Source organism: Salibacterium sp. K-3, from assembly GCF_054052005.1.
Window position 1 is genome coordinate 220340 of the sequence record NZ_JBSVZE010000002.1, and the last position, 21473, is coordinate 241812.

Annotated in this window: 19 protein-coding genes and 1 pseudogene; 6 read left to right on the forward strand and 14 right to left on the reverse strand. The window is 47.3% G+C overall.

Annotated elements, in window-relative coordinates; translation table 11 throughout:
- Positions 1-94: 94 nt before the first annotated feature.
- The gene (locus ACW9JV_RS13190) at positions 95-1117 is read right to left on the reverse strand and encodes a LacI family DNA-binding transcriptional regulator (protein WP_457335190.1); all 1023 of its coding nucleotides are present in this window, start codon (positions 1115-1117) and stop codon (positions 95-97) included.
- A 140-nt stretch (positions 1118-1257) separates the two neighbouring features.
- Positions 1258-2532, reverse strand: coding sequence for a histidinol dehydrogenase (gene hisD, locus ACW9JV_RS13195; RefSeq protein ID WP_457335192.1), 1275 nt, complete (start codon positions 2530-2532; stop codon positions 1258-1260).
- 182 nt (positions 2533-2714) lie between these two features.
- Here hisD and ACW9JV_RS13200 point away from each other — a divergent pair, with 182 nt between their 5' ends.
- Positions 2715-3722, forward strand: a complete 1008-nt coding sequence (locus tag ACW9JV_RS13200) for a LacI family DNA-binding transcriptional regulator (RefSeq protein WP_457335194.1) — start codon at positions 2715-2717, stop codon at positions 3720-3722.
- Positions 3723-3724: 2 nt separating this feature from the next.
- Here the strand turns inward: ACW9JV_RS13200 and ACW9JV_RS13205 are convergent, their stop codons facing one another.
- The gene (locus ACW9JV_RS13205) at positions 3725-4492 is read right to left on the reverse strand and encodes a TatD family hydrolase (RefSeq protein WP_457335196.1); all 768 of its coding nucleotides are present in this window, start codon (positions 4490-4492) and stop codon (positions 3725-3727) included.
- A gap of 21 nt (positions 4493-4513) precedes the next feature.
- The gene (locus ACW9JV_RS13210; protein WP_457335198.1) at positions 4514-5404 is read right to left on the reverse strand and encodes a LysR family transcriptional regulator; all 891 of its coding nucleotides are present in this window, start codon (positions 5402-5404) and stop codon (positions 4514-4516) included.
- A 145-nt stretch (positions 5405-5549) separates the two neighbouring features.
- On the opposite strand from ACW9JV_RS13210, the gene ACW9JV_RS13215 reads away from it, so the two are divergent.
- From ACW9JV_RS13215 to ACW9JV_RS13225, 3 genes are all read left to right on the forward strand, one after another.
- Positions 5550-5717, forward strand: coding sequence for a hypothetical protein (locus ACW9JV_RS13215; protein WP_457335200.1), 168 nt, complete (start codon positions 5550-5552; stop codon positions 5715-5717).
- Positions 5718-5917: 200 nt separating this feature from the next.
- Positions 5918-7300 (forward strand): NADP-specific glutamate dehydrogenase, encoded by a 1383-nt coding sequence (gene gdhA, locus ACW9JV_RS13220; RefSeq protein WP_457335201.1) that lies wholly within the window; start codon positions 5918-5920, stop codon positions 7298-7300.
- Positions 7301-7419: 119 nt separating this feature from the next.
- The gene (locus tag ACW9JV_RS13225) at positions 7420-7776 is read left to right on the forward strand and encodes a DoxX family protein (protein ID WP_457335203.1); all 357 of its coding nucleotides are present in this window, start codon (positions 7420-7422) and stop codon (positions 7774-7776) included.
- Between the two features lie 9 nt (positions 7777-7785).
- On the opposite strand, the gene ACW9JV_RS13230 is transcribed toward ACW9JV_RS13225, so the two are convergent.
- The 8 genes and pseudogenes from ACW9JV_RS13230 to htpG all read right to left on the reverse strand — a co-directional run bounded on the left by ACW9JV_RS13230 (position 7786) and on the right by htpG (position 15710).
- Positions 7786-8112 carry a nucleotidyltransferase domain-containing protein gene (locus ACW9JV_RS13230; RefSeq protein ID WP_457335205.1) on the reverse strand — a complete coding sequence of 109 codons (327 nt, stop codon included), beginning with the start codon at positions 8110-8112 and terminating at the stop codon, positions 7786-7788.
- Positions 8102-8509 (reverse strand): nucleotidyltransferase substrate binding protein, encoded by a 408-nt coding sequence (locus ACW9JV_RS13235; RefSeq protein ID WP_457335206.1) that lies wholly within the window; start codon positions 8507-8509, stop codon positions 8102-8104. Before ACW9JV_RS13235 ends, ACW9JV_RS13230 begins: the two co-directional genes overlap by 11 nt.
- Before the next feature lie 482 nt (positions 8510-8991).
- Positions 8992-9216 carry a hypothetical protein gene (locus ACW9JV_RS13240; protein WP_457335208.1) on the reverse strand — a complete coding sequence of 75 codons (225 nt, stop codon included), beginning with the start codon at positions 9214-9216 and terminating at the stop codon, positions 8992-8994.
- Positions 9203-9733: pseudogene (locus ACW9JV_RS13245) on the reverse strand (transposase); the annotation flags it as partial. The gene ACW9JV_RS13240 and the pseudogene ACW9JV_RS13245, both read right to left, overlap by 14 nt.
- A gap of 691 nt (positions 9734-10424) precedes the next feature.
- On the reverse strand, positions 10425-11693 hold the full coding sequence (locus ACW9JV_RS13250; protein ID WP_457335210.1) for a TRAP transporter large permease: 1269 nt from the start codon (positions 11691-11693) through the stop codon (positions 10425-10427).
- Entirely contained in the window at positions 11690-12205 is a 516-nt protein-coding gene (locus ACW9JV_RS13255; protein WP_457335212.1) for a TRAP transporter small permease, read from the reverse strand. The genes ACW9JV_RS13250 and ACW9JV_RS13255 overlap by 4 nt, the downstream gene beginning before the upstream one ends.
- A 63-nt stretch (positions 12206-12268) precedes the next feature.
- The gene (locus ACW9JV_RS13260) at positions 12269-13321 is read right to left on the reverse strand and encodes a TRAP transporter substrate-binding protein (RefSeq protein WP_457335214.1); all 1053 of its coding nucleotides are present in this window, start codon (positions 13319-13321) and stop codon (positions 12269-12271) included.
- Between the two features lie 505 nt (positions 13322-13826).
- A complete protein-coding gene (htpG, locus tag ACW9JV_RS13265) occupies positions 13827-15710 on the reverse strand; it encodes a molecular chaperone HtpG (RefSeq protein ID WP_457335216.1) in 1884 nt (627 codons plus the stop codon).
- Between the two features lie 222 nt (positions 15711-15932).
- Here htpG and ACW9JV_RS13270 point away from each other — a divergent pair, with 222 nt between their 5' ends.
- Complete coding sequence (locus tag ACW9JV_RS13270; protein WP_457335218.1) at positions 15933-18149, forward strand: choice-of-anchor I family protein; 2217 nt, start codon at positions 15933-15935, stop codon at positions 18147-18149.
- 64 nt (positions 18150-18213) lie between these two features.
- Here ACW9JV_RS13270 and ACW9JV_RS13275 read toward each other — a convergent pair whose 3' ends face one another.
- Positions 18214-18870: a FusB/FusC family EF-G-binding protein gene (locus ACW9JV_RS13275; RefSeq protein ID WP_457335220.1), complete on the reverse strand. Its 657-nt coding sequence runs from the start codon at positions 18868-18870 to the stop codon at positions 18214-18216.
- 153 nt (positions 18871-19023) lie between these two features.
- Here ACW9JV_RS13275 and desB point away from each other — a divergent pair, with 153 nt between their 5' ends.
- The gene (gene desB, locus ACW9JV_RS13280) at positions 19024-20079 is read left to right on the forward strand and encodes a Delta(10) desaturase DesB (protein ID WP_457335222.1); all 1056 of its coding nucleotides are present in this window, start codon (positions 19024-19026) and stop codon (positions 20077-20079) included.
- A 46-nt stretch (positions 20080-20125) separates the two neighbouring features.
- Here desB and ACW9JV_RS13285 read toward each other — a convergent pair whose 3' ends face one another.
- Positions 20126-21196 (reverse strand): NAD(P)/FAD-dependent oxidoreductase, encoded by a 1071-nt coding sequence (locus ACW9JV_RS13285; protein WP_457335224.1) that lies wholly within the window; start codon positions 21194-21196, stop codon positions 20126-20128.
- Positions 21197-21473 lie beyond the last annotated feature (277 nt).

Below are 21473 nucleotides of genomic sequence, written 5' to 3' on the forward strand. Positions count from 1 at the left end.
ATTGCTGAAAAAAATATTATTAGAAACGCAAAAGATTGTTTTTGAATACGTATACAAAAAGTATCACATTTTTTGAGCATTGTAAACACGGGTGTTAATTTTTTCTGTCTGCTGTCGTTCCGCGTACAATAAGCTCCGGCTCCAGCATGATCTGATCGGATAGCTGCTGTTTCCCGGCGGTCCCTTCCATTAAAGCCGCCAATTTCATCACAGCGGTGGATGACATACGGATGTGCTGCTGGGAAATGGTGGTCAAGTTAATAAAAGGGCTGGCCGACAAGGCGATATCATCAAATCCTATGATGGATAAATCTTCAGGAACACGAATAGTGTTGGTCCGGCAGTATTCCATCACTGACACCGCGAGCTGGTCTGAAGCAGCAAACACAGCGGTCGGCGGGTCCGGACTTTGCATTACCCTGTCCATAAACTGGGCTGTGGAGAATCTGGAAAATTCGCCTGTTAACACAATATCAGCATCAAAAGATATGTGATGGTGGTCAAGTGCCTCTTTATACCCTTTCATCCGGTCATTCATAGTGGAGTGTTTTAAGGGCAGGGTCAAGTAAGCGATCCTGCGGTGGTTCAGGTGAATTAAATGTTCCACAGCCATGGCAGCACCCTTTACATTATTGAGAACGACACTGTGCCCTGTGTTATCATCCACTTTTGTATTGTAAAGAACGACAGGAAAATCGGCTTTATAGAGTTTGTGTATTTCATCGTCAAACCGTTCCACGGAGCCGACGATAATCCCTTCCACTCTTTTGCCGACAAGGGTATCGATAGATTTTTCGAGATTTAAACTTTCATGATCCGTATTTGATAAAATGACATCATAGCCCCGTTCTCTTGCCTCGCTGATAATAACCTTGGCTGTTTCTGCAAAAAAGGAATTGGCAATATCACCGACGATCAGGCCGATCGTCGCCGTTTTCCGCTTATTTAAACTCCGGGCTACCTGATCCGGCGTAAATCCCATTTCCTCAATGGCATGCAGCACCTTATCCCGCGTCGACTGCCGGATGTAAGGATAATTATTAATGACTCTTGATACCGTAGCCTGTGAGACCCCTGCGTGCTTTGCTACATCATTGGATGTCACACGTTCTCTCATTTTTCTGCCTCATTTCACTTCCGTTCTGAATACGAATTCAATTCAGTTAAAACGTAGCACATATTTCCTGCTCTTTCAATGATAAACACGGAAAATCCAGACAGATAGAGCTGCGTGTGAAACCGTAGCATAAACAAAAGTTACCTGCTGTACCTGTTCACCCGCAGGGATGCCTGCTTTTTATGTCCCATGAATCCTTCCAACTCGCACAGGCGCTCCGCATAGTTGCCGATCTCAACACTCGCCTCTTCTGTCACCCTTTGATACGTGCAGTTTTTTAGAAACTTTCCGACCCACAGCCCTCCTGTGTAGCGTGCCGCTTTTTTCGTCGGGAGGGTATGATTGGTTCCTATCACTTTGTCTCCATATGCGACATTCGTTTCCGGACCTAAAAAGAGCGCACCGTAATTGGTTAGATGTTGGAGGAAGTACCCGGTATCTTCTGTCAATACTTCCACATGTTCATAGGCCAGTTTATCGGCTTCTTTCACAGCTTCCTCGTAACTATCCACGAGAATGATAGAGCCGTTGTCCCGCCAGGCTTGTCCGGCAACTTCTGCTGTAGAGAGGGTCTGCAGCTGCCTTGCGATTTCTTCTTCCAGACCTTCCGCCAACGGGCGCGATGTTGTAATCAAGGACCCAGGTGAGGTTGGCCCGTGTTCTGCCTGACCCAGAATGTCTGTTGCTATCATCTCCATGTCCGCACTTTCGTCCGCAATCACGAGCGTTTCCGTCGGTCCGGCGAATAGATCAATGCCCACTCTGCCAAATAACTGCCTTTTTGCTTCCGCCACAAATGGATTGCCCGGTCCGACGATCATGTCTACGTTATCAATCGTCTCCGTCCCGAGTGCCATCGCCCCCATCGCCTGAACACCACCAAGCACATAAATTTCATCTGCCCCGCCGAGGTGCATGGCAGCTACAGTGGCAGCGGGAATCTCTCCCTCTGACGGCGGTGTGCAGGCAATCACACGGTCCACCCCAGCCACTTTAGCTGTGACGATACTCATGTGAGCGGAAGCAACCATTGGATAACGTCCTCCCGGTACATAACAGCCGACACTGTTTACTGGAATATTTTTATGTCCAAGGATAACGCCGGGTCTCGTTTCCACTTCTATATCTGTAATAGATTCTCTCTGTTTCTCAGCAAAATACCGAATCTGCTCCTGAGCAAATTGAATATCAGACAGCACTTCATCCGACAGCGAATTCATGACATCTTTAATTTGTTCCGGAGATAAACGAAAATGTCCCGGCGTCCATTTGTCAAAATGATCGGACAATTCACGCACTGCTTCATCCCCTCGTTTTTCAACGTCCGAGAGGGCATTTCTTACGGCTTCCTGCACTTTCACATCCGCTTCCTGTAGTTCTTCTTCACTTTTCCCGCTTTTCAATACCTCAGCCATATCATTTACTCTCCTTTTCAATTAAGAATACGTATTCAAAAATCATTTTATCCCATCTTTTAAAAAAAGTAAATCTTAATTATTGAAAAACCCTCCCTACCAGTGATCATATGAATTGACAAATAAACCATCCGCAACGTAAAGTTTTTATTGATAAAGAATACGAATGCAAAGGAGATTGTATGGTATCTTCCATTGATGTAGCAAACAAAGCCGGTGTTTCCCAATCCACCGTATCACGGGTGTTGAACAACTCACCGGGTGTCAGTAAAACCAATATGGAAAAAGTAACCCGGGCCATGAAAGAACTGAATTACCGGCCCAATGCCATTGCCCGTTCTCTAGTAAATAAACAGACCAACACGATTGCTCTGATTTCCGGACCTCTGCATAATCCGTATTTTGCAGAAACGACGACGTCGATCGTCAACGAAGCAAATGCCCGAGGATATAATATCAATGTGTTTTTTGAAAATGACGGTGACAACATGTCTATTTATGAATCTGTCCTGTCGATGCAGCTAGACGGCATCATTCTATCTTCCATCTATATGAATGACCCGATCTTTGAAGAATTGCAGCAATTGGACCTGCCTTTCATGATGTTCAACCGCAGACATAACAAAGGCGGGCATTATGTAGAAATTGACAACGACAAAGCAGGAAGAATGGCAGCCCGGCATTTTCTTGAACTGGGACACCGGCACGCGGGATTTATAGGCGGACCTTTGTATACATCCACGTTTTACGGACGGTACAAGGGTTTTACAGAAGAAATGAATATCCAGGATTCGTCTCTTATACAGGAAACGGATACGAGTGAGGAAGAGGTAAGAAACGCTGTTCTTTTCATGATGGGACGAAAACATAAGCCTACGGCTGTCTTTGCTGCTACCGATTCTATTGCTTTTTTTGCTCTGGATGCTCTTATTGAGCTCGGCTACAGCATTCCGGAGGATGTCAGTGTCTGCGGGATGGATGACGTGAGAATGGCCGGCCACCGCTCGCTCGAATTAACAACGATCGGACATGACACGACCGAAAACCTTGGGGAAATCGGCATCAAGCGTTTAATCGACATCATTGAATCTGATACAGAGCAGCAGAGCCCCGTACAGCTTACGATAGACCCACTGCTCCATGAACGAAAAACAACAACGTCCCTGCAGCCGCATGACAACATCACGTGAATCTATGTTCTCATGCCGTAAAAGCGCTTGGCATTTGCCGAGGTTTTCTTTTTGAAAACTGCGCTGGAATCTTGATTCGTTTCGGAGAGTACAGGAAACATTTTCTCAAGTAAAAGAGGGGAGGTTTCTGTGTCTTTAAACGGCCCCTGAAACGGCCACGGGCCGTCGGTTTCCACTAGCAGCTGATCCTCCGGAACCATCGCCGCGAGCCGCTGATCCCGCTTTCGGTAACAGACTTCCGGGGTAACCGACACCATGTACCCTGCCTCCGTGATGCGCACAGCCACGTCCGGCGGTGCTTTCAGCCAATGAAAATGGACAGGAAGATCCGGCACCTTTTCCTGCAGAAGGTCAAAAACCAGCCCGGCTTTGTCATGAACGGCGTGAATCGCCGCAGGAAGCTCCATCTCCGCCGCCGTCGTGAGACATTCCGCCAAAAACTCCTGATACGCTTGAAGCGGGGATGACAGATTCTCCAGCTCATAATGCGGCAGACCGATTTCGCCGATACAGGAAATGTGCTCTCTTTCCAGTTTCACAAGCCGTTTCCATTCCTCCCAATCCGACATCTCCGGCAGCGGCTGTTCCGGATGAAAACCGCAGCCCGCCATCACAAAATCGGGATAACGCTCCTTGATTTCCAGCGTCCGGTAGGAAGAAGCGAGATCATTCGACACCGCCGTCACCTTTTCCACTCCCGCTTTCCACCACTTTGCAACCCGCTTGTCCAGATCATCGTACTGCTCCAGGTGAATGTGGGCATCAATCATATCCGGCGTCTCCTCTCGTTATTAGAAGGATGAGAAAAAATCATGCAGAAAGTTGAAGAAAATCCTTTCGGTCGGCAGAAGTTCCCGTTCCGTCGGTGTGATCAGGCCAACAGTGCGTGTAACATCCGGGTTCCGGATTTTCTTTTTCACAGTGTAGCGCGGGGTCGTATCCACCAGGGTAACCTCCGGGATCAGTGCAATACCGAGACCCGCCGACACAAGTCCTTTTAACGCATCCACGTCATCTCCTTCAAATGCCGTCCTCGGTTCGTATCCCTGCTTCCGGCAGGCTTCAATTACCAATTCCCGGAAATGCATCCCTTCCGGAAGCAGGATAAACGATTCTTCCCGGAGCTGATGCAGCGTGACATACGGTTCGTCGGCAAGCGCATGGTCCTGAGGAAGCAGCGCAATCACATTTTCGGTGAACAGCACGTGCCCGTATACTTTGTCGTGATCTTCGGGAACCGGAGCAAGCAGCCCCATATTGAATTCACCGCTGATGACTTCTTCAATCACATCATAGTAAATATTCTGTTTTAAATGAAAGTTTGCATTCGGATAGGTTTGGCGGAACGAGGAGATCGCGGTCGGCAGCGTATACGCCGCCATGCTGATCGGATACGTGATCCGGATGGTCCCGCGTTCCGGCTGCAGATACTCCTGCACTTCCTGGGTCGCGTTTTCCAGCATCTGAAGAGACTTTCTGGAGCTTTCCAGAAAAACTCTTCCCACCGGTGTTAAGCGCACCCGTCTTCCCTGCCGGACAAACAAATCGACGCCGAGTTCGGCTTCAAGATTGCCGATCTGGCGGCTCACCGCAGACTGCGCCACGTGCAGTTCTTCGGCTGCTTCTGTAATATGTTCCCGTTTGGCTACTTCCATAAAATATTTCAACTGTCGTATTTCCACGTTGGACTCTCCGTTCATCGCAGTTTGATATAGGTTCTATCTTTTATTTATATTGATTAGAACAATCCTACTCTTTTACAATACACCTGTATCGCCTGCTTTACAACGATTCAACATAGGACAGCACAGGAAAGGAGGAATCCTCGTGAACGAAGCAGCCTGGAAGTTATGGCAGAAACAGGTGATACGAGAAGATTACACCAAACCGGAAATGTCGGAGACCCTCCGCAGAAAACGGATGGAACAGGTGAACCGGAAATACCGGTCCAACCGTCTGCGTCCTGTGGTCCAACCGGCATCTGACAACCAGTAACCCATTCCCTCAAAGCCGGCCGGCTGTCTATTACATAAATACCCCACTCCCTTTATTCCACCCTTATCTCATAACGGCATGAAACCATTCTCTACTTCGTATTGTTTTGTTCAAGCTATCAATTATAAAATACGTCATAACAGATTTTTCAGAATCCACACACAATACTGCCTGTGTTGAAGAGAGGTTGGGATAGCGACATGGTGACTGCCGTAAATACGACGCAGACTGACATAAACCGTGCACAACAATACGTAGACAATGTATTTGAAACCGTGACAAACCGTAATCCGAATGAAGATGAATTCCACCAGGCCGTGCGTGAAATCGTTGATTCCCTCGTTCCGGTCCTTGCTGCTCATCCGTCATACATGGACCATGGAATCCTCGAACGAATGGTGGAACCCGAACGTACGATTTCTTTTCAGGTTCCCTGGGTCGATGATCAGGGGAATGTGATGGTCAACCGCGGGTTCCGGGTGCAGTTCAACAGCGCGATCGGTCCTTACAAAGGCGGACTGCGCTTCCATCCGACCGTAAACCCAAGTATTATTAAGTTTCTCGGCTTCGAACAGATTTTCAAAAATGCCCTGACATCTCAGCCAATCGGCGGTGGCAAAGGCGGATCTGATTTTAATCCGAAAGGAAAATCGGACGCCGAAATCATGCGCTTCTGCCAAAGCTTCATGACCGAACTGTCCCGTCATATCGGGCCGGATACAGACGTGCCGGCCGGCGATATCGGCGTCGGTCCCAAAGAAATCGGGTATATGTTCGGACAGTACAAAAAGCTCCGCGGACGTTTTGAAGCCGGTGCCCTAACCGGAAAAGGACTGCCGTACGGTGGGAGTCTCGGGCGAACGGAAGCCACCGGCTACGGTACGGTCTATTTCATGGAGGAGATGCTGAAAGATAACGGATTGTCCTTTGAGGGACAGACCGTCGTAGTATCCGGTTCGGGAAATGTATCCATCTATGCGATGGAAAAAGCAGCCCAGCTCGGAGCAGACGTTGTGTCATGCAGCGATTCGAAAGGGTATATTTATGATCCCCGCGGCATTAATCTGCAGACTGTCCGCGACATCAAAGAAGTCCGGAAAGAAAGCCTCGCCGAATATGTGAACGAACATCCCGATGCCGAGTACGGGGAAACAGTGTCCGACATATGGTGTATTCCCTGTGACATCGCCCTTCCGTGTGCGACCCAGAATGAACTGGATGAAGCATCGGCGAAGCTTTTGGCCGCCAACAACGTGAAAGCGGTAGGAGAAGGGGCAAACATGCCCTGCACCCTGAATGCCATTCATGTCTTCCAGGATAATCATGTATTGTACGGACCAGCCAAAGCCGTAAACGCAGGCGGCGTCGCCGTATCCGCACTAGAAATGGCGCAGAACAGCACAAGGCTTTCCTGGACATTTGAAGAAGTGGATGAAAAGTTACAGGATATTATGAAAACCATCTATCAGAACAGCGTAGAAGCTGCGGAAAAATACGGTCAATACGGAAATCTGGCCACCGGTGCCAACATCGCCGGTTTTCTCAAAGTCGCCGACGCCATGGTCGACCAAGGCGTGGTGTGATATTCAAAAGCATATAAAAAGCCGGCTGTCTATCAAAATGACAGCCGGCTTTTTTATGTATGTCAGGAATAGGCGGATTATTCTTTCATAGAATGGGAACAAAAAGGAGGGGACAAACCATGTCGGAATCACGATCGCTGCTTGATGTACCCCGTTTTCTCACAGCCTTTGTTTTCATCGTTTCCGGATGCATGAAACTCCTTAACCCCGGTATGCTGAGCAGCATGGAGCTTCCGTTTCCAACAGCTGTCATGATAGCTGCCGCATGGGTGGAAATCGGATCCGGGGTGCTTCTCGTACTCAACAAGCAGGTGAAAAACGCCTGTATTCCGCTGCTGGTCATTATCATAGGAGCCATTATTCTGACAAAAGTCCCTTTGATCGAATCCGGTTTTCTCCCTTTTTTATTTGAAGCCCGTCTCGACATCGTGATGCTCAGTCTTCTTGTGCTGCTTTTCTACAAACATCCAGGATGAGGCCCATCCTTATAAGACATAGGACTTTTCATAAAACACCTTTCCCTCTTGATCAATGTGCGCCTTCAGTGCAGATTCTACGATCATCTCATAATGAAGAACATCGACATAATAAGGGATTGGGATCTCTTCATTCAATACCGTACTCAACCGCCCTCTCACCGTTTCTGTCACCGCTTCGCCCGCCACAGCCAAATCAATATCCGATCCTTTTCTGTAATGGCCCATAGCGCGGCTCCCGAATATATAAACGGTTTCTATTTCCGGGAACTGATGCAGGGCATTCTGAATAAGAGTATAACTTTTGTCTGTAATGCCGAACGAATTATTCATCATATTTCTCCTCCAACATTCGAAATGTTTGAGTAATGGCAGGCGAAAATTCATTTTTAATTTTTTCTACAGCTAAATAAAATCGTTCTTCATTATACGTATGTGCCAGAATATTTCTGCTTTCCAGCATTTCCAGCCAAATTTCACCGTCATCAATCAAATTATATTGATAAGCCGTTTTCAGTACTTCTCTAGGAAATGGAACGTCTACTCCCTGCGCTTCTAAAAAGTCCTTCAGTGTTTTCCAGGCTAATTCAAATGTATATTCGAACCGTTGAATCATCCCTTCTTTTTCCAGAGTGCTTAACGCGGGATACTGTTCTACTGCCTCCATAAGCGTGCGATAAGCCCTGCTGAAATTTTCGAAACGCTGGCGCCATCTTACGTCCTTTCCTCTCATCATCATTCTCCTTCACGTTTTTCTGTTTCTTTTATTATAGACGAAATATCGTACAGAAAAAACGCCCCCTTCCGGACGGAACGGAAAGGGGGCGTTCTTATGCTGCTTTTCTATAAACATCCGGGATGAGGTCCTTCCCTGTAGTTGTTTTTTTCATATGCTCGGCTGCGCCCATCGTCATGGAATGAGGCCTAGGTTACGTTTGCCTGTTCATTTCCCCCGTAAACGTAACGTAGAACTCTTCATGATGACGTTTAGAAGGATACGGGACATGCAAAAGTGCTTCATGCGCCGTGCATAACGACTTTAGCCGCTTCCCGGCGGCCTGAACGTAACAATCTTCACCCGGCAGAAGGTTGTCCATTTCGTCTGTGTCCAATAACAGCTTGACATGAGTCAAGTCTTAATCTTGTGTAAAATACAATCTACCGTTTTTAACAAACACTTATGTTAAAAGCTGTATCAGAAACAGCCAAAACGTTTTACGCTGCGATTGGGGGCATGCGCTGCAGGCGGACGCTTTCCGCGGGCAGCGCCTCAGCTTCCTCAAAGGGGGTGAATCCCCCTTTGAGGTGATCTTCGGCTGCTGCTCTTCCCGCTGGAGTCGCCGCCTTCCGCTCCTGCCCCCAGGGTTGAAAGCTCTTCGCATAGAGAAGAAGCTGTATCTTTTGATACAGGGCTGATTCATAGATATCACAGTTTATCAATCAGCCGCCGTTTTTTATGATAGATGCCTGCGTCATCCATCAAAACAGCACCCAATAAACGAAATGCCGATTGACTGTTGGGAAAAATCCGGATGATCCGTTCCCGGCGGCGGAGTTCCTGGTTCAACCGTTCCAGCGAATTGGTGCTTCGAACATAAACATGGTACTTCAGCGGCTCGTTCATATACTGAATGGCGTCGTCAAAGCCGTCTTCCAGTTTATTAATAACGGTTTGAAGGTTGGGATGATCGTCATACTGTTTCACAAAGGCTTCTTTAAGCTGCTCCCTTGCTTTCTCGGGTGTATCGACATCAAAGATGTGTTTGAGTTCGTTTTTCACTTCCCCTGTAAGGGTGTCGGTCGGATTCGGAAAGATATCATAGGCAAGGGCATATTGACCTTCGGTCGCCAGTTGAAGGTTGTAGCCGGGTTTAAGCTGCCCATTTTTCATATAGTCTTCTTTCATCCGCATAAATGTGGCGTCGTGGTCCGTTTTAGAGTAACTATTTCGCTCCCCCGAAAATTTCCACATCCTGCCTGTATTTCTCTTTGCGGGCGATCATATCATCGAACTGTTTGCGGTAGTGTTTCGGTTCTTTCCTCGCTGCACGCAGGTCTTTGCGTTCTGTGCTACTGGAGCTTTCCTCAATGTGCTGATCGTACGTCTCCACTTCTTTATTCAATTGTTCCCGGACAGCTGTGAGCTCCTCGGTCGAAAGTTCGTCCGAACTTTCCCGGTCGATACCTGGAATGATTTCCTTTTCCAACAGTTCCTCGTACATACGATTGGACTTTTCAACCAGCTGTCGGCTATATCGTTCGGTGACTTTGCGCCAGACGAAGGTAAATTTATTGGCATTGGCCTCCAATTTCGTTCCATCAATGAAAATCGCTTCTTCTTCGATCAAATCTTCTTCCACAAGCTTCATTTATCATCTTCTGAAATCAGGAAAGTCTTCTTTTTAAAGAACAGTAACAGCTTGTTCCAGAAGCATAGTGGGTGTAAGCCATACACACTTACGACAATATCATCGCAAAACCTTCGTCCAGTAGTTTTTAACTGCTTTTTACGGCCACTATACATTCATTTTCGTCCTATATTATCCTTTAAATCATGTTTAAATCCATTTTCGTAAAAAAGTCCGTTACTGAAAAGAGCTTGTTCTTGCCAGGCCATCATACAGCCATATCTTTGGCGTATTTTATATTTAATCATAAAGCATACTTGGCAGGAAGGTGGACATTCCCGGTGTAAATGTAATCACCATTAGAGCAATAATCAGCACACATACAAACGGCAACGTTCCTTTAATTACCTGGGTAAGCGGCATTTCACTAATTCCCGATGCCACAAATAGATTGAGACCGAATGGTGGTGTTAGCATGCCTATCGCGAGGTTCACTATCATGATAATACCAAAATGAACCGGACTTATTCCAATTTCCATGACCATTGGTAGAAATAGCGGTGCCATTACAAGCACAGCAGCACTTGGATCCATAAACATACCTATGACTAATAACATCGCTGTAATTAATAATACGATCAAAATAGGATTGGACACTGTGTCCAGTATGCTTGAAGCTATTTGGTTAGGTATCTGTTCCATCGTTAAGTACCAGCTGAATACCTTAGCGCTGGATATAACAAGCATCACCATCGACGCAATAATGACAGAACGCTTTGTCACATCAAAAAGTACTTTCACCGTGAGTTCTCTATATACAAAAAAACCAATGATTATACTATACACAATTGCAATAACAGCTGCTTCTGTTGGTGTGAAGACACCGAAATAAATACCACCCAGCACAATAACCGGCATAAATATTCCCCAAACCGCATCTTTAGAGGCGAGAAGAACATCTTTGAAATACGGTTTTTTGTCAGGGGTGTGACCTTCTTTTCTTGCTATAAAATAGCTGACGACCATCAAGCTTAATCCAATAAACAAACCGGGAATAACCCCTGCCATAAACAACTCACTGATGGAAACTTCCGCTATTACTCCATACACGAGAAGTGTGATACTAGGCGGTATAATGATACCAAGAGATCCTGCTGCACACATGAGTCCAGCTGAAAATCTGCCGGAATATCCGGATTCACGCAATGATGGAATCATAATCCCTCCAATAGCGGCAACAGTGGCTGGACTTGATCCGGATAATGCCGCAAAAAACATGGAAGAGATCACCCCTGCTATCGGCAGTCCTCCCGTCGTCCATCCTACAAGCTTTCTTGCCATCTCAATCAACCGCTTCGATGTGCCTCCTGCCAGCATTAAATCACCGGCAAATATGAAAAAAGGAATGGCCATGAGGGAGAACGAATCTATTCCCGCAAACATAGTGCGTGCTACATTATCAAGAGAATTCCCTGACTGCAGAATGGCATAAATGCTGGTTAATCCCAAAGCCGCCGCAATGGGCGTGCTTATAAGCAGCAGTGCCACAAATACAATTACAATGATCACAATCGCTCTCCTCCTTTGACCGCCTGATTCGTACCATCAGAATGATCTTTTTTATAATCTTCAATAATCAGCTGTATGAAACGAACAGCCATCAATGTGCCTCCAATTGGAATAGCAAGATATGGAACATACATAGGGATCTGCAAGGCCGGCGTCACATTAGAATACTGTGTAACATTCTGAATCGTCTGCCACCCGGAAATTACAATAAGTATACAAAATAAGAGACCCATCATAGAAGCTGCAATAGACAAGATTCGTTTCGTATTTGCAGAGGCAATAGTAAACAGAACATCTACTTTTGCGTGAGCCCGTTCCCTGACCGCTATACTGCTGCCTATAAAAATAAACCATATAATTAAATACCTTGCCAGTTCTTCCGTCCATATCAAGGAAAAATTAAAAATATACCGCAGAACGACCTGCAGGAACACAAAGAATGTTGCTCCCATCAAAGTAATGGATCCAAAATATTCTTCCGTATGATTTAAAAAATGACTTACCTTACGCATCTTAAACGCTCCTATTCCTTTGCGTTGAATAAAAGGGAGCCTTTAGTCAGCTCCCTTTTTCTTTCACTCTACTAATTCAAGAATTTCATCAGCATCTTCCACTTCTTCCTTGTACACATCATATACACTTTGTGTGGCTTCCTTGAACTGCTGCTTCTGATCTTCACTTAGTTCCGTTACCTGCATATCAGAGTTTTCAACAACTTTACGATATTCTTCTTCATCTTCTGCTGCTTTTTCCCACTGCCATTCTGTTGTTTCAGCCGCAGCTTCATCTACAGCAGACTGGTATTCCGAAGGAAGATCTTGATAGAATTGATCGCTTATCATCAACACATAACCCATGTACGCATGTGCGCTGTAAGTCATATAATCCTGAACTTCATAGAATTTTTTTGTCACAATATTGGATAGTGGATTTTCCTGTCCATCTACGGTGCCTTGTTGCAGTGCGGTGTACAATTCTGAAAAATCTATAGATATCCCTCCGGCATTTAATGTTTCAAACTGTGCCGAAATTAACGGACTCTGCGATGCTCTCATTTTCAACCCATCCATATCTTCCGGCGTTTCTATCGGACGCTCCGAGTTGGTGAAATGCTTAAAACCACCGTCCCAGTAACCAAGTACCTTAACTCCGGACTCTTCCAGATAACTATTCAATTTGTCACCTAACTCACCGTTCATTGAGTTATAGGCATGATCCTTATCTTCAAATAAATAAGGCAGGTCAAATACCTGATATTCCGGAGCAAAAGAAGGAAGTACCCCTGTGAAAGGAGCGTTCATCTGCACCGTTCCACTTTGCATCTGTTCTATAATTTCTCTGTCACTGCCAAGTTGTGAGTCTGGAAGAACTTCCACTGATATTCCGCCATCGGTCTTTTCCTCAAGTAGTTCTCCAAAATGCTCTGCAGCTTTCCCTTTGGCTGTGTCTGCTGAAACAACATGACCGAATGTAATTTCATACTCACTATCCTCCGATGTCGATGAACCACCTTCATTCCCAGAAGCGGTGTCCCTGCTCCCTCCTTCTTCCGTACTTTGATCAAGTCCACATGCCGTCATGCCTGTCATCAATAAAGCACTAACAGTAAAAAGTTTAATTTTTTCCATGTTAACCCACCCTTTATAAAATCGCTTTCAAAAAACTATATTGCATGTAGATCATATAACTAAAAAATACGAGTGTCTTATCAATTATAGAAAATGTTTCTCATTTTTTGAAATTGTTTAAAAAATAGAGGTGTACCACTTAAATTTAAACAAAACTGAAATAAATTATGATTCAACATCCCCCCGCACGGACTTGTACTGCTTTTCTATAGGGGGTTGATGAGGAGACACCCCCTCCTGTTCAGACATGTAAGAAGTAGTGTCCTCCAGCCGTCGTTACGAGGACACTAGAGGACAAAAACAGTACATTAGTTGTTTCAAATGGACCCTGGAGAACTCTATCGACGTCTAATCGTGCGATAGTGTCTTTAAGAACACAAGTAGTAGACGTTACGAACCTCATTTCGGGCACCTACTGTCTACCACCGGCGCTGGAAGCCAAAACGACGCTGCCCTCCTATGAAAAAACCGCCCCTGCCTGCTACGCAGAAAGGGGCGGTTTTCGTTAGTCCATCACTTTGCACATGTCGTTCGTGAAGGCGACAGGATCTTCGACCGGCAGTCCTTCGATGAGAAGCGCCTGGTTGTACAGAAGGTTCGTGTACAGCTCCAGCTTATTCTGATCGTTGTCGTATGCTTCTTTTAGGGACTGATAGACGTCATGGTTGACGTTGATTTCAAGCACCTTGTCCGCCTTGATGTTCTGGTTGTCCGGCATCTGCTGCAGGATTTTTTCCATTTCAATGGAAACTTCACCGTCGGCGGCGAGGCAGACCGGATGGCTCTTCAGACGCTTGGAAGCGCGCACGTCTTTCACTTTGCCGTCGAGCTGGCTCTTAATTGCTTCAAACAGATTCTGGTTTTCTTCCTGTTCGTTCTTTTCCTGTTCTTCCTCTTCCGCGTCTTCAATGCCGAGATCGCCGCTCGCGACGGACTTGAATTCCTTCTCATCATACGACATCAGAGTCTTGATGGCGAATTCATCGATATCCTCGGTGAAATAGAGGATTTCATAACCTTTGTCGCGGACCATTTCGGTCTGCGGCAGTTTTTCGATGCGGTCGACCGAATCGCCGGTGGCGTAATAGATGTACTGCTGGTCTTCTTTCATGCGCTCCACGTATTCGGCGAGGCTGACCATTTTCTTTTCCTTCGAAGAATAGAACAGCAGCAGGTCTTTCAGGTCATCTTTATGGCTGCCAAAATCCATCTGCACGCCGAATTTCAGCTGGCGCCCGAAGGATTGGAAAAATTTCTCGTAGTTTTCGCGCTCGTTTTTCACCATGCTCTGCAGCTGGTTGCGGATCTTGCTTTTAATGTTCTTCGCGATCAGGCGGAGCTGGCGGTCATGCTGGAGCATTTCCCGGGAAATATTCAGCGACAGGTCTTCGGAGTCGACGATTCCTTTGACGAAGCTGAAATAGTCCGGCAGGAGATCCCCGCATTTTTCCATAATGAGAACACCGTTGGAGTACAGCTCCAGCCCTTTTTCATATTCGGCGGAATAATAGTCAAACGGCGGCTGTTCCGGGATATACAGAAGCGCCTGGTAGCGGACCTGACCGTCGACATCGAGATGAATATGCTTCAGCGGCTTATCAAAACCGTAGCGGCGTTCCGAATAGAACGCTTCATAATCTTCATCGGAAAGCTCGTCCTTGTTCTTTTTCCAGAGCGGGATCATGCTGTTGATCGTCTGCTCTTCGGTCACTTCCACCGTTTCTTCTTCGTTGTCTTCCTGCGGCTGTTTCTCGGTGACATCCATCTTGATCGGATAGCGGATGTAGTCCGAGTATTTCTTGATGATTGACTGAAGATGGGACTCATCCAGGTAGTCATCATAGCTTTCTTCTTCCGAACTTTCTTTCACCTGGATATAAATCTCGGTGCCGTGATTCTCTTTGTCCGCCGCCTCGATCGTGTAGCCTTCCGCGCCGTTGGACTCCCACTTGAACGCTTCGCTGCTGTCGGCGGACTTCGTGTAGACTGTCACCTTGTCGGCAACCATAAAGGCGGAATAAAAGCCTACGCCGAACTGACCGATGATGTCATGGCCGTCCTCGATCTCATTTTCATTTTTAAAATCCAGCGACCCGCTTCTTGCGATAGTTCCAAGGTTTTCCTCGAGCTCCTCACGGGTCATGCCGACGCCGGTATCCTCAATTTTCAGGATACGGTTGTCCGCATCGGTGCTCACTTTAATGTAGAAATCATCCGGGTTGAACGTGATGGAGTCATCGGTGAGCGCTTTGTAGTACATCTTATCAATCGCGTCACTGGCGTTGGAGATCAATTCCCTTAAGAATATTTCTTTCTGGGAATAAATCGAGTTGATCATGATATCAAGAAGTCGTTTCGATTCGGCTTCAAACTGCTTCGTAGCGGTCATTCGTACATTCCCTCCTGACAAATTCCGTCATTTTTTTAGCACTCTTTTCTTCCGAGTGCTAATTCATCCATTTTATATTGTAACGATTCACACGAACATGTCAAGCCGGATAAACAGCGTCAGAAGCCAGAATATTAACAGGAATATAACAATTCCTTCATACTGCCTTTATGTTCACAAATTAGAATGAAAGGTGATTATACATAAAAGGGTGGAATGATGATGAAAAAGACAGTACATGCACTGTTTGGAACAGGACTGCTGTTCAGCGCGGTCCTTCCGTACCAGGCTGCAGCAGAACAGCCTCCGTTTATCCAGCACGAAGGGGAACAGGTATTGAACGCCACGCAAATTGCCCAGTATGACAGCATGTCCGGGGAAGCCGGCACCGAAATTATGTCATACGACGCGGCTTCGGAAAAAGCGTTTGTCACCAACGGAGCTGAAAGCAGCATGGATATCGTTGATGTCAGTAAGTTGGGAGAGCAGGATTTTCAGGAGCTGGAAACGTCCAAACGCGTAGCGATGAGTGACTTCGGACTGAATAGCGTATCAGCTATCACGAGCATTGCCGCTCACCCAACCGACAATCTGGTTGCTGTGGCAGTGGTCAGTGATCCCAAAACCGAGCCCGGTCACGTCGTTTTTCTGACAAAAGACGGAGAATACGTCAATGACGTGCAGGTCGGCGCACAGCCGGATATGGTCACCTTCACGCCGGACGGTACCAAGGCGCTTACCGCCAATGAAGGCGAGCCTGCCTCCGATTACAACGTGGATCCGGAAGGCTCGGTATCCATGATTCATGTGGCGGACGGCGCCGCAGCGGAAGGTCTCGAGGCAGAGACATTGACTTTCTCCGAAGACATGCTCGATGACAAGGTCCGGACCGCTTCCGAAGGCACCGCGCTGCAGCAGCTCGAACCAGAGTATCTCAGCGTTTCCGAGGACAGCAGCACAGCCTATGCCGCCATGCAGGAAAACAACGCCATCGCTGAAATTAACCTGGAAACTGCTGAAATCACAAGCGTACAGGGGCTCGGCGTGAAAGACTATTCCGTGCAAGGCAATGAACTCGACGGAGTGGAAAACGGCGAGACAGAAATTGAAAAACTGCCGCTGCTCGGCCTTTATATGCCGGACGCGATTGACACGTACACCGTAGAAGGGCAGACTTACATCGTCACGCCGAACGAGGGAGATTCCCGCGACTACGATGCCTACTCGGAAGAAGCTGAGGTCGGGGATGTTGTAGATAACATAAACTTGAACGCTGATCATTATGAAGGCTATACTCAGGAAGAACTGGATAACCTTGTTGATAACGGCATACTGGATAAACTGGCAGAAACCAATATCACGACAGAAAACGGGCAGGTCGACGGCACATATGAATCTCTCTATACCTTCGGCGGCCGCAGTTTCTCGATTTTCAACGCAGATACGATGGAACGCGTGTATGACAGCGGCTCTGACATGGAAGAGATCACCGCGGAAGCCGTTCCGGAACAATTCAACACCGATAACGAAGAACTCGCGTACGACGGCCGCAGCGACTCAAAAGGGCCGGAGCCGGAATCATCGATCATCGGAGAAATCAATGGCAAAACGTACGCTTTCACCGGTATGGAGCGTTTCAGCGGAGTGATGGTGTATGATGTAACCAACCCGGCGCAGGCATCATTTGTGACGATGATCTCCAGCCGTGACTTCACGCAGGATATCGGTGGAGATGTGGCACCGGAAGGTCTTGCTTTCATCCATGCTGATGACAGCCCGACCGGCAACGCCATCCTCGGCGCGACCCATGAAATGACAGGCACTATCGCTTTCTATGAGTTCACCGCAGCGCCCGGCGAAGAGAACAATGAAAATGAAGACAACAATGAAGAAAATTACCAGGTATTCGACGATGTAAACAGTGACTACTGGGCGCAGCCGTACATCAAGAATCTTCATGACGCAGGGATCGTACAGGGTCACACCGACGGAACATTCGGACCATCCGAAGACGTGACAAGAGCCCAGTTTGCCGTCATGCTGAGCCGGATGCTCGGCCTCGACACGGCAGACGCCGAGCAGGCATTTGAAGACGTTCCGGCATGGGCCGCAGACGAGGTGAATGCCCTGCATGAAGCAGGCATTACCACCGGCAAAGAAGACGGCAGCTTTAACCCGCAGGCATCCATCACAAGAGAACAGATGGCAGCCATGGCGGTGCGCGCCTACGAGCATGAAACAGGCAGCGTGGAAACAGCCGCTGTCTCCTACGAAGACAGCGAAAGCATCAGTCACTATGCTCAAAACGCGGTCGAAAAGGCAGCGGCGCTGGAACTCATGACCGGTACCGAAAATAACCTCTTCCAGCCAAAAAAAGACAGCACCCGGGCGCATGCAGCCAAAGTCGTCTCCATGCTGCATGACACTCTGAAGCAATAAAAAACGATCTATCCCCCCCTTCCTTCTTGAGAGGGGGGGTTCATTCAGCTTCAGAAGATCCGGGTTATCCATGCTGCAAGACTTTCCGGACAAATCCCTCCAGATGTGATATATCGCTGATATTGTGGTTGCACTGTTCACTGTCAATGCAGATATGATGCCCGACCGCCTGGTAAAATTCCGGGTTGTTGTCATCGGAGGCATTCGTTTCGAACGTTACAAGCATGACCGGGGCCAGTTCCCTGCAGAAATAGCAGTAGTCCTGTCTTTTCGACGGGGTATAGCGTCCTTCCAGTCCGACCAGCTCCCCGTCAAGCTCATAGACAATGAATTTTTTCCGGTGGCCGGCGTCATTCCAGCCCAGATACGTTTTGTGGGTGAAATCCACCGCTTCAAGATCCGGGAGTTCCATTTTTTTGTGGTGGGAAAACAATCGCCTGATCTGGTCTTTGTCGATGGGAGGAAAGGACTGTACATAGGGGTAAACGGATCCGATGAAAGCTTCCACGCCGATACTGGTCGTCACATCGGAGATCGGATCAATGATGGCAGCTTCGTCTTCCTTCAACCGAGGAAAGGCCTGTTTCACGTGCTCTGCCGCCTGGCCTTTGACTGCCTGGACGACACTGGAATCCTGTACATCGCGGAAGCAGTACTGGATATACCTTGCCTGATTTTTTATGACATTTAAGTGATGATTTTGAATAAAAGGTTCTGTCATATCTTTGTCTCCTTCCTCATCCTCGTAAATTTATCGATTTCCTTCTGTATGCTTTCATAATCAATGATTAGGACCAGACATAATCTCCATTGCTTTTTGTTATGGATACCTGTAAGGTTAAGAGGCAGTATTTAAAAAGAAGGGGGCTTTCCCATGAGTGATCTGGAGAAGTTCGCCGTTTATGCCAAAGAACTGAAAAAACATTTACCGAAACAAGCTTTCAAACCAGCACCTGCCCGTTTATTGGGCGGTTTAGCATATCTAAGTGTCGTAACGGCCTGTTTCTTTATGATCAGCCTGTTTACGATTCATCCTTTCGTTAACCTTATTTTTTCCTTCATTATCGGCGCCAGTTTTGCCGCGCTGGGATTTCTGGGACATGAAATTCTGCACGGCACCGTGGTACGCAGAGCATGGCTGCGTGATATTCTTGGCGCCATCGCCTTTTGGCCGCTGAGTGTCAGTCCAAAAACCTGGAGAAAATGGCACAACCTCACGCATCACGTCCATACTCAGCACGAGGATCATGATCCGGATGCCTGGCCGACATTGGAGAAAATTTCAAAAATGAAAGGGTTCCGAAACGTTTACCGCCTCCCTTTATCCATGAGAGCTTTTTTTGCGTTTGCTTCATTAACGATTCAGTTCTCTGTCCACTCCCTGAAAATGGCGGTTATTTATCTGAAAGAATTCAAACCTCGTAAGCGGCCGGAAGTCTTATTACAAACGATTGTACCATGGGCAAGCTGGATCAGTTTACTGTTTTTCATTGGTTTTGAAAATTGGTTATTTTCCTTTCTTCTTCCGCTTCTCATCGCTAATTTCATCGTCATGGCCTATATTTCAACAAATCATCGTCTTAACCCTCTCGTTCCCGTAAATGACCCGCTCGCAAACAGTCTTACGGTGACTGTGCCGAAATGGGTGGATGTGCTGCATTTCAACTTTTCCTATCATACCGAGCATCATATATTTCCCGGTATGAGTTCTAAATATTATCCGCTTGTCAAAGCGCGGATTAAGCAGTTGTGGCCTGAACGATATCACGAAATGCCGATGGGGCGGGCGTTAAAAGCATTATGGCAGACTCCGCGCGTTTATTTCAACCAGAACGAATTAGTGGAACCTTACGGAAATGATTCATACGGCTCGCTCGGAAACGGACTGGACCCCAAAAACGTGAAAAGCCGTTTCTGGAGGAAAAAATAAAAACAAGCGGAAGAAAGAGAGGCTCTCTTATCTTCCGCTTGTTTTTTTATTGCATCATCTGTTTAACAAGCTGCTTGTTTTTCTCTTTGAACTTTTCGTTGTGCGAAGAAATCATGCCCGCAGCCGGAGCTTCCGGTTCAATGTACTGTTTCGCTTTGTTCACGGCGTTCGCCGCATCCTGGAAAGCACCGGCGATCAGGTTCAGTTTGCCGTCGTGTTTGAGGATATCACCGGCGGCGTAGAGACCGTCGACGGACGCTTCACTGTTTACCGACCCGGCGATAAACATCTCGTCTGCCATTTCGATGTTCAGCCGGCTGTTTTCGAGCAGCTCGGCGTCGCGCTCGAACCCATGGTTAACCACCACGTCATCCACGGCAAGTTCCGAAACGTCCCCTGTTTCGTGATTGGTCAATTCCACTTTCTCAATCGCTTCCTGCGCCCCGTCGGCGTGAAGCCTGCTGATGGATGTATGGAAGAAGCATTCGGCGGAACTGTTCAAGAGCTGGGACACCTGTGCTTCATGTCCTTTCAGATCGCCTTTGCGGTAGGTCAGATACACTTTTTCCGCCACCGGCTCCAGTTCATTCGCCCAGTCCACCGCCGAGTTGCCGCCGCCTGAAATGATAACGGTTTTTCCTTTGAAGCGCTCGAGCGATTTAATTGTATAATGCAGATTGGACATTTCAAACGTTTCCGCGCCTTCGACATCGAGTTTCTGCGGATTCAGAATACCGCTTCCGACAGCAGTAATGACCGTTTTGGAATAATGTTTGCGCCCGGATGCGGTATGAAGCACGAAATGTCCGTGACGGTTCTTCGTCATCGATTCCACTTTTTCTCCCAATACCGTTTCAGGAGAAAACGTCGCCGCCTGCTCCACCATCTGTTCGATGAGCTTGGCGCCCGGCGTCGGAAGCATGCCGCCGACGTCCCATATCATTTTTTCAGGGTACACATGAACTTTTCCGCCGAGATATGGCTGGTATTCAATAATTTTTGTCTTCATTTCCCGCAGCCCGCTGTAAAACGCTGAATACAGCCCGGCAGGTCCGCCTCCGATGATCGTTACGTCATATAGTTCGTCGTCATTCATGCGTGGTCCCTCCCGATCCATTCATTTCCTGTCTTCATTCTATCGCAATTGAAAATCATTATCAACAATTGATTGGGAATCAATATCAGGTGGGCATGAATCGGACATGTTCTGCTGTGATCTGTCCATATCCTGCGAAAACGAGACATTTTTTGACGCGTCACGGTTTCAACTGTCTACTACCTATATTTACCGGCCACTTTCACCCCCGGGGTGCCTTTTTCTGTCCCGTATCTTCCGATTACAGCCATTTGCAGCAGCAACATGTCCACAAAAAAGTGCCCCCTGTCTCCAGAGA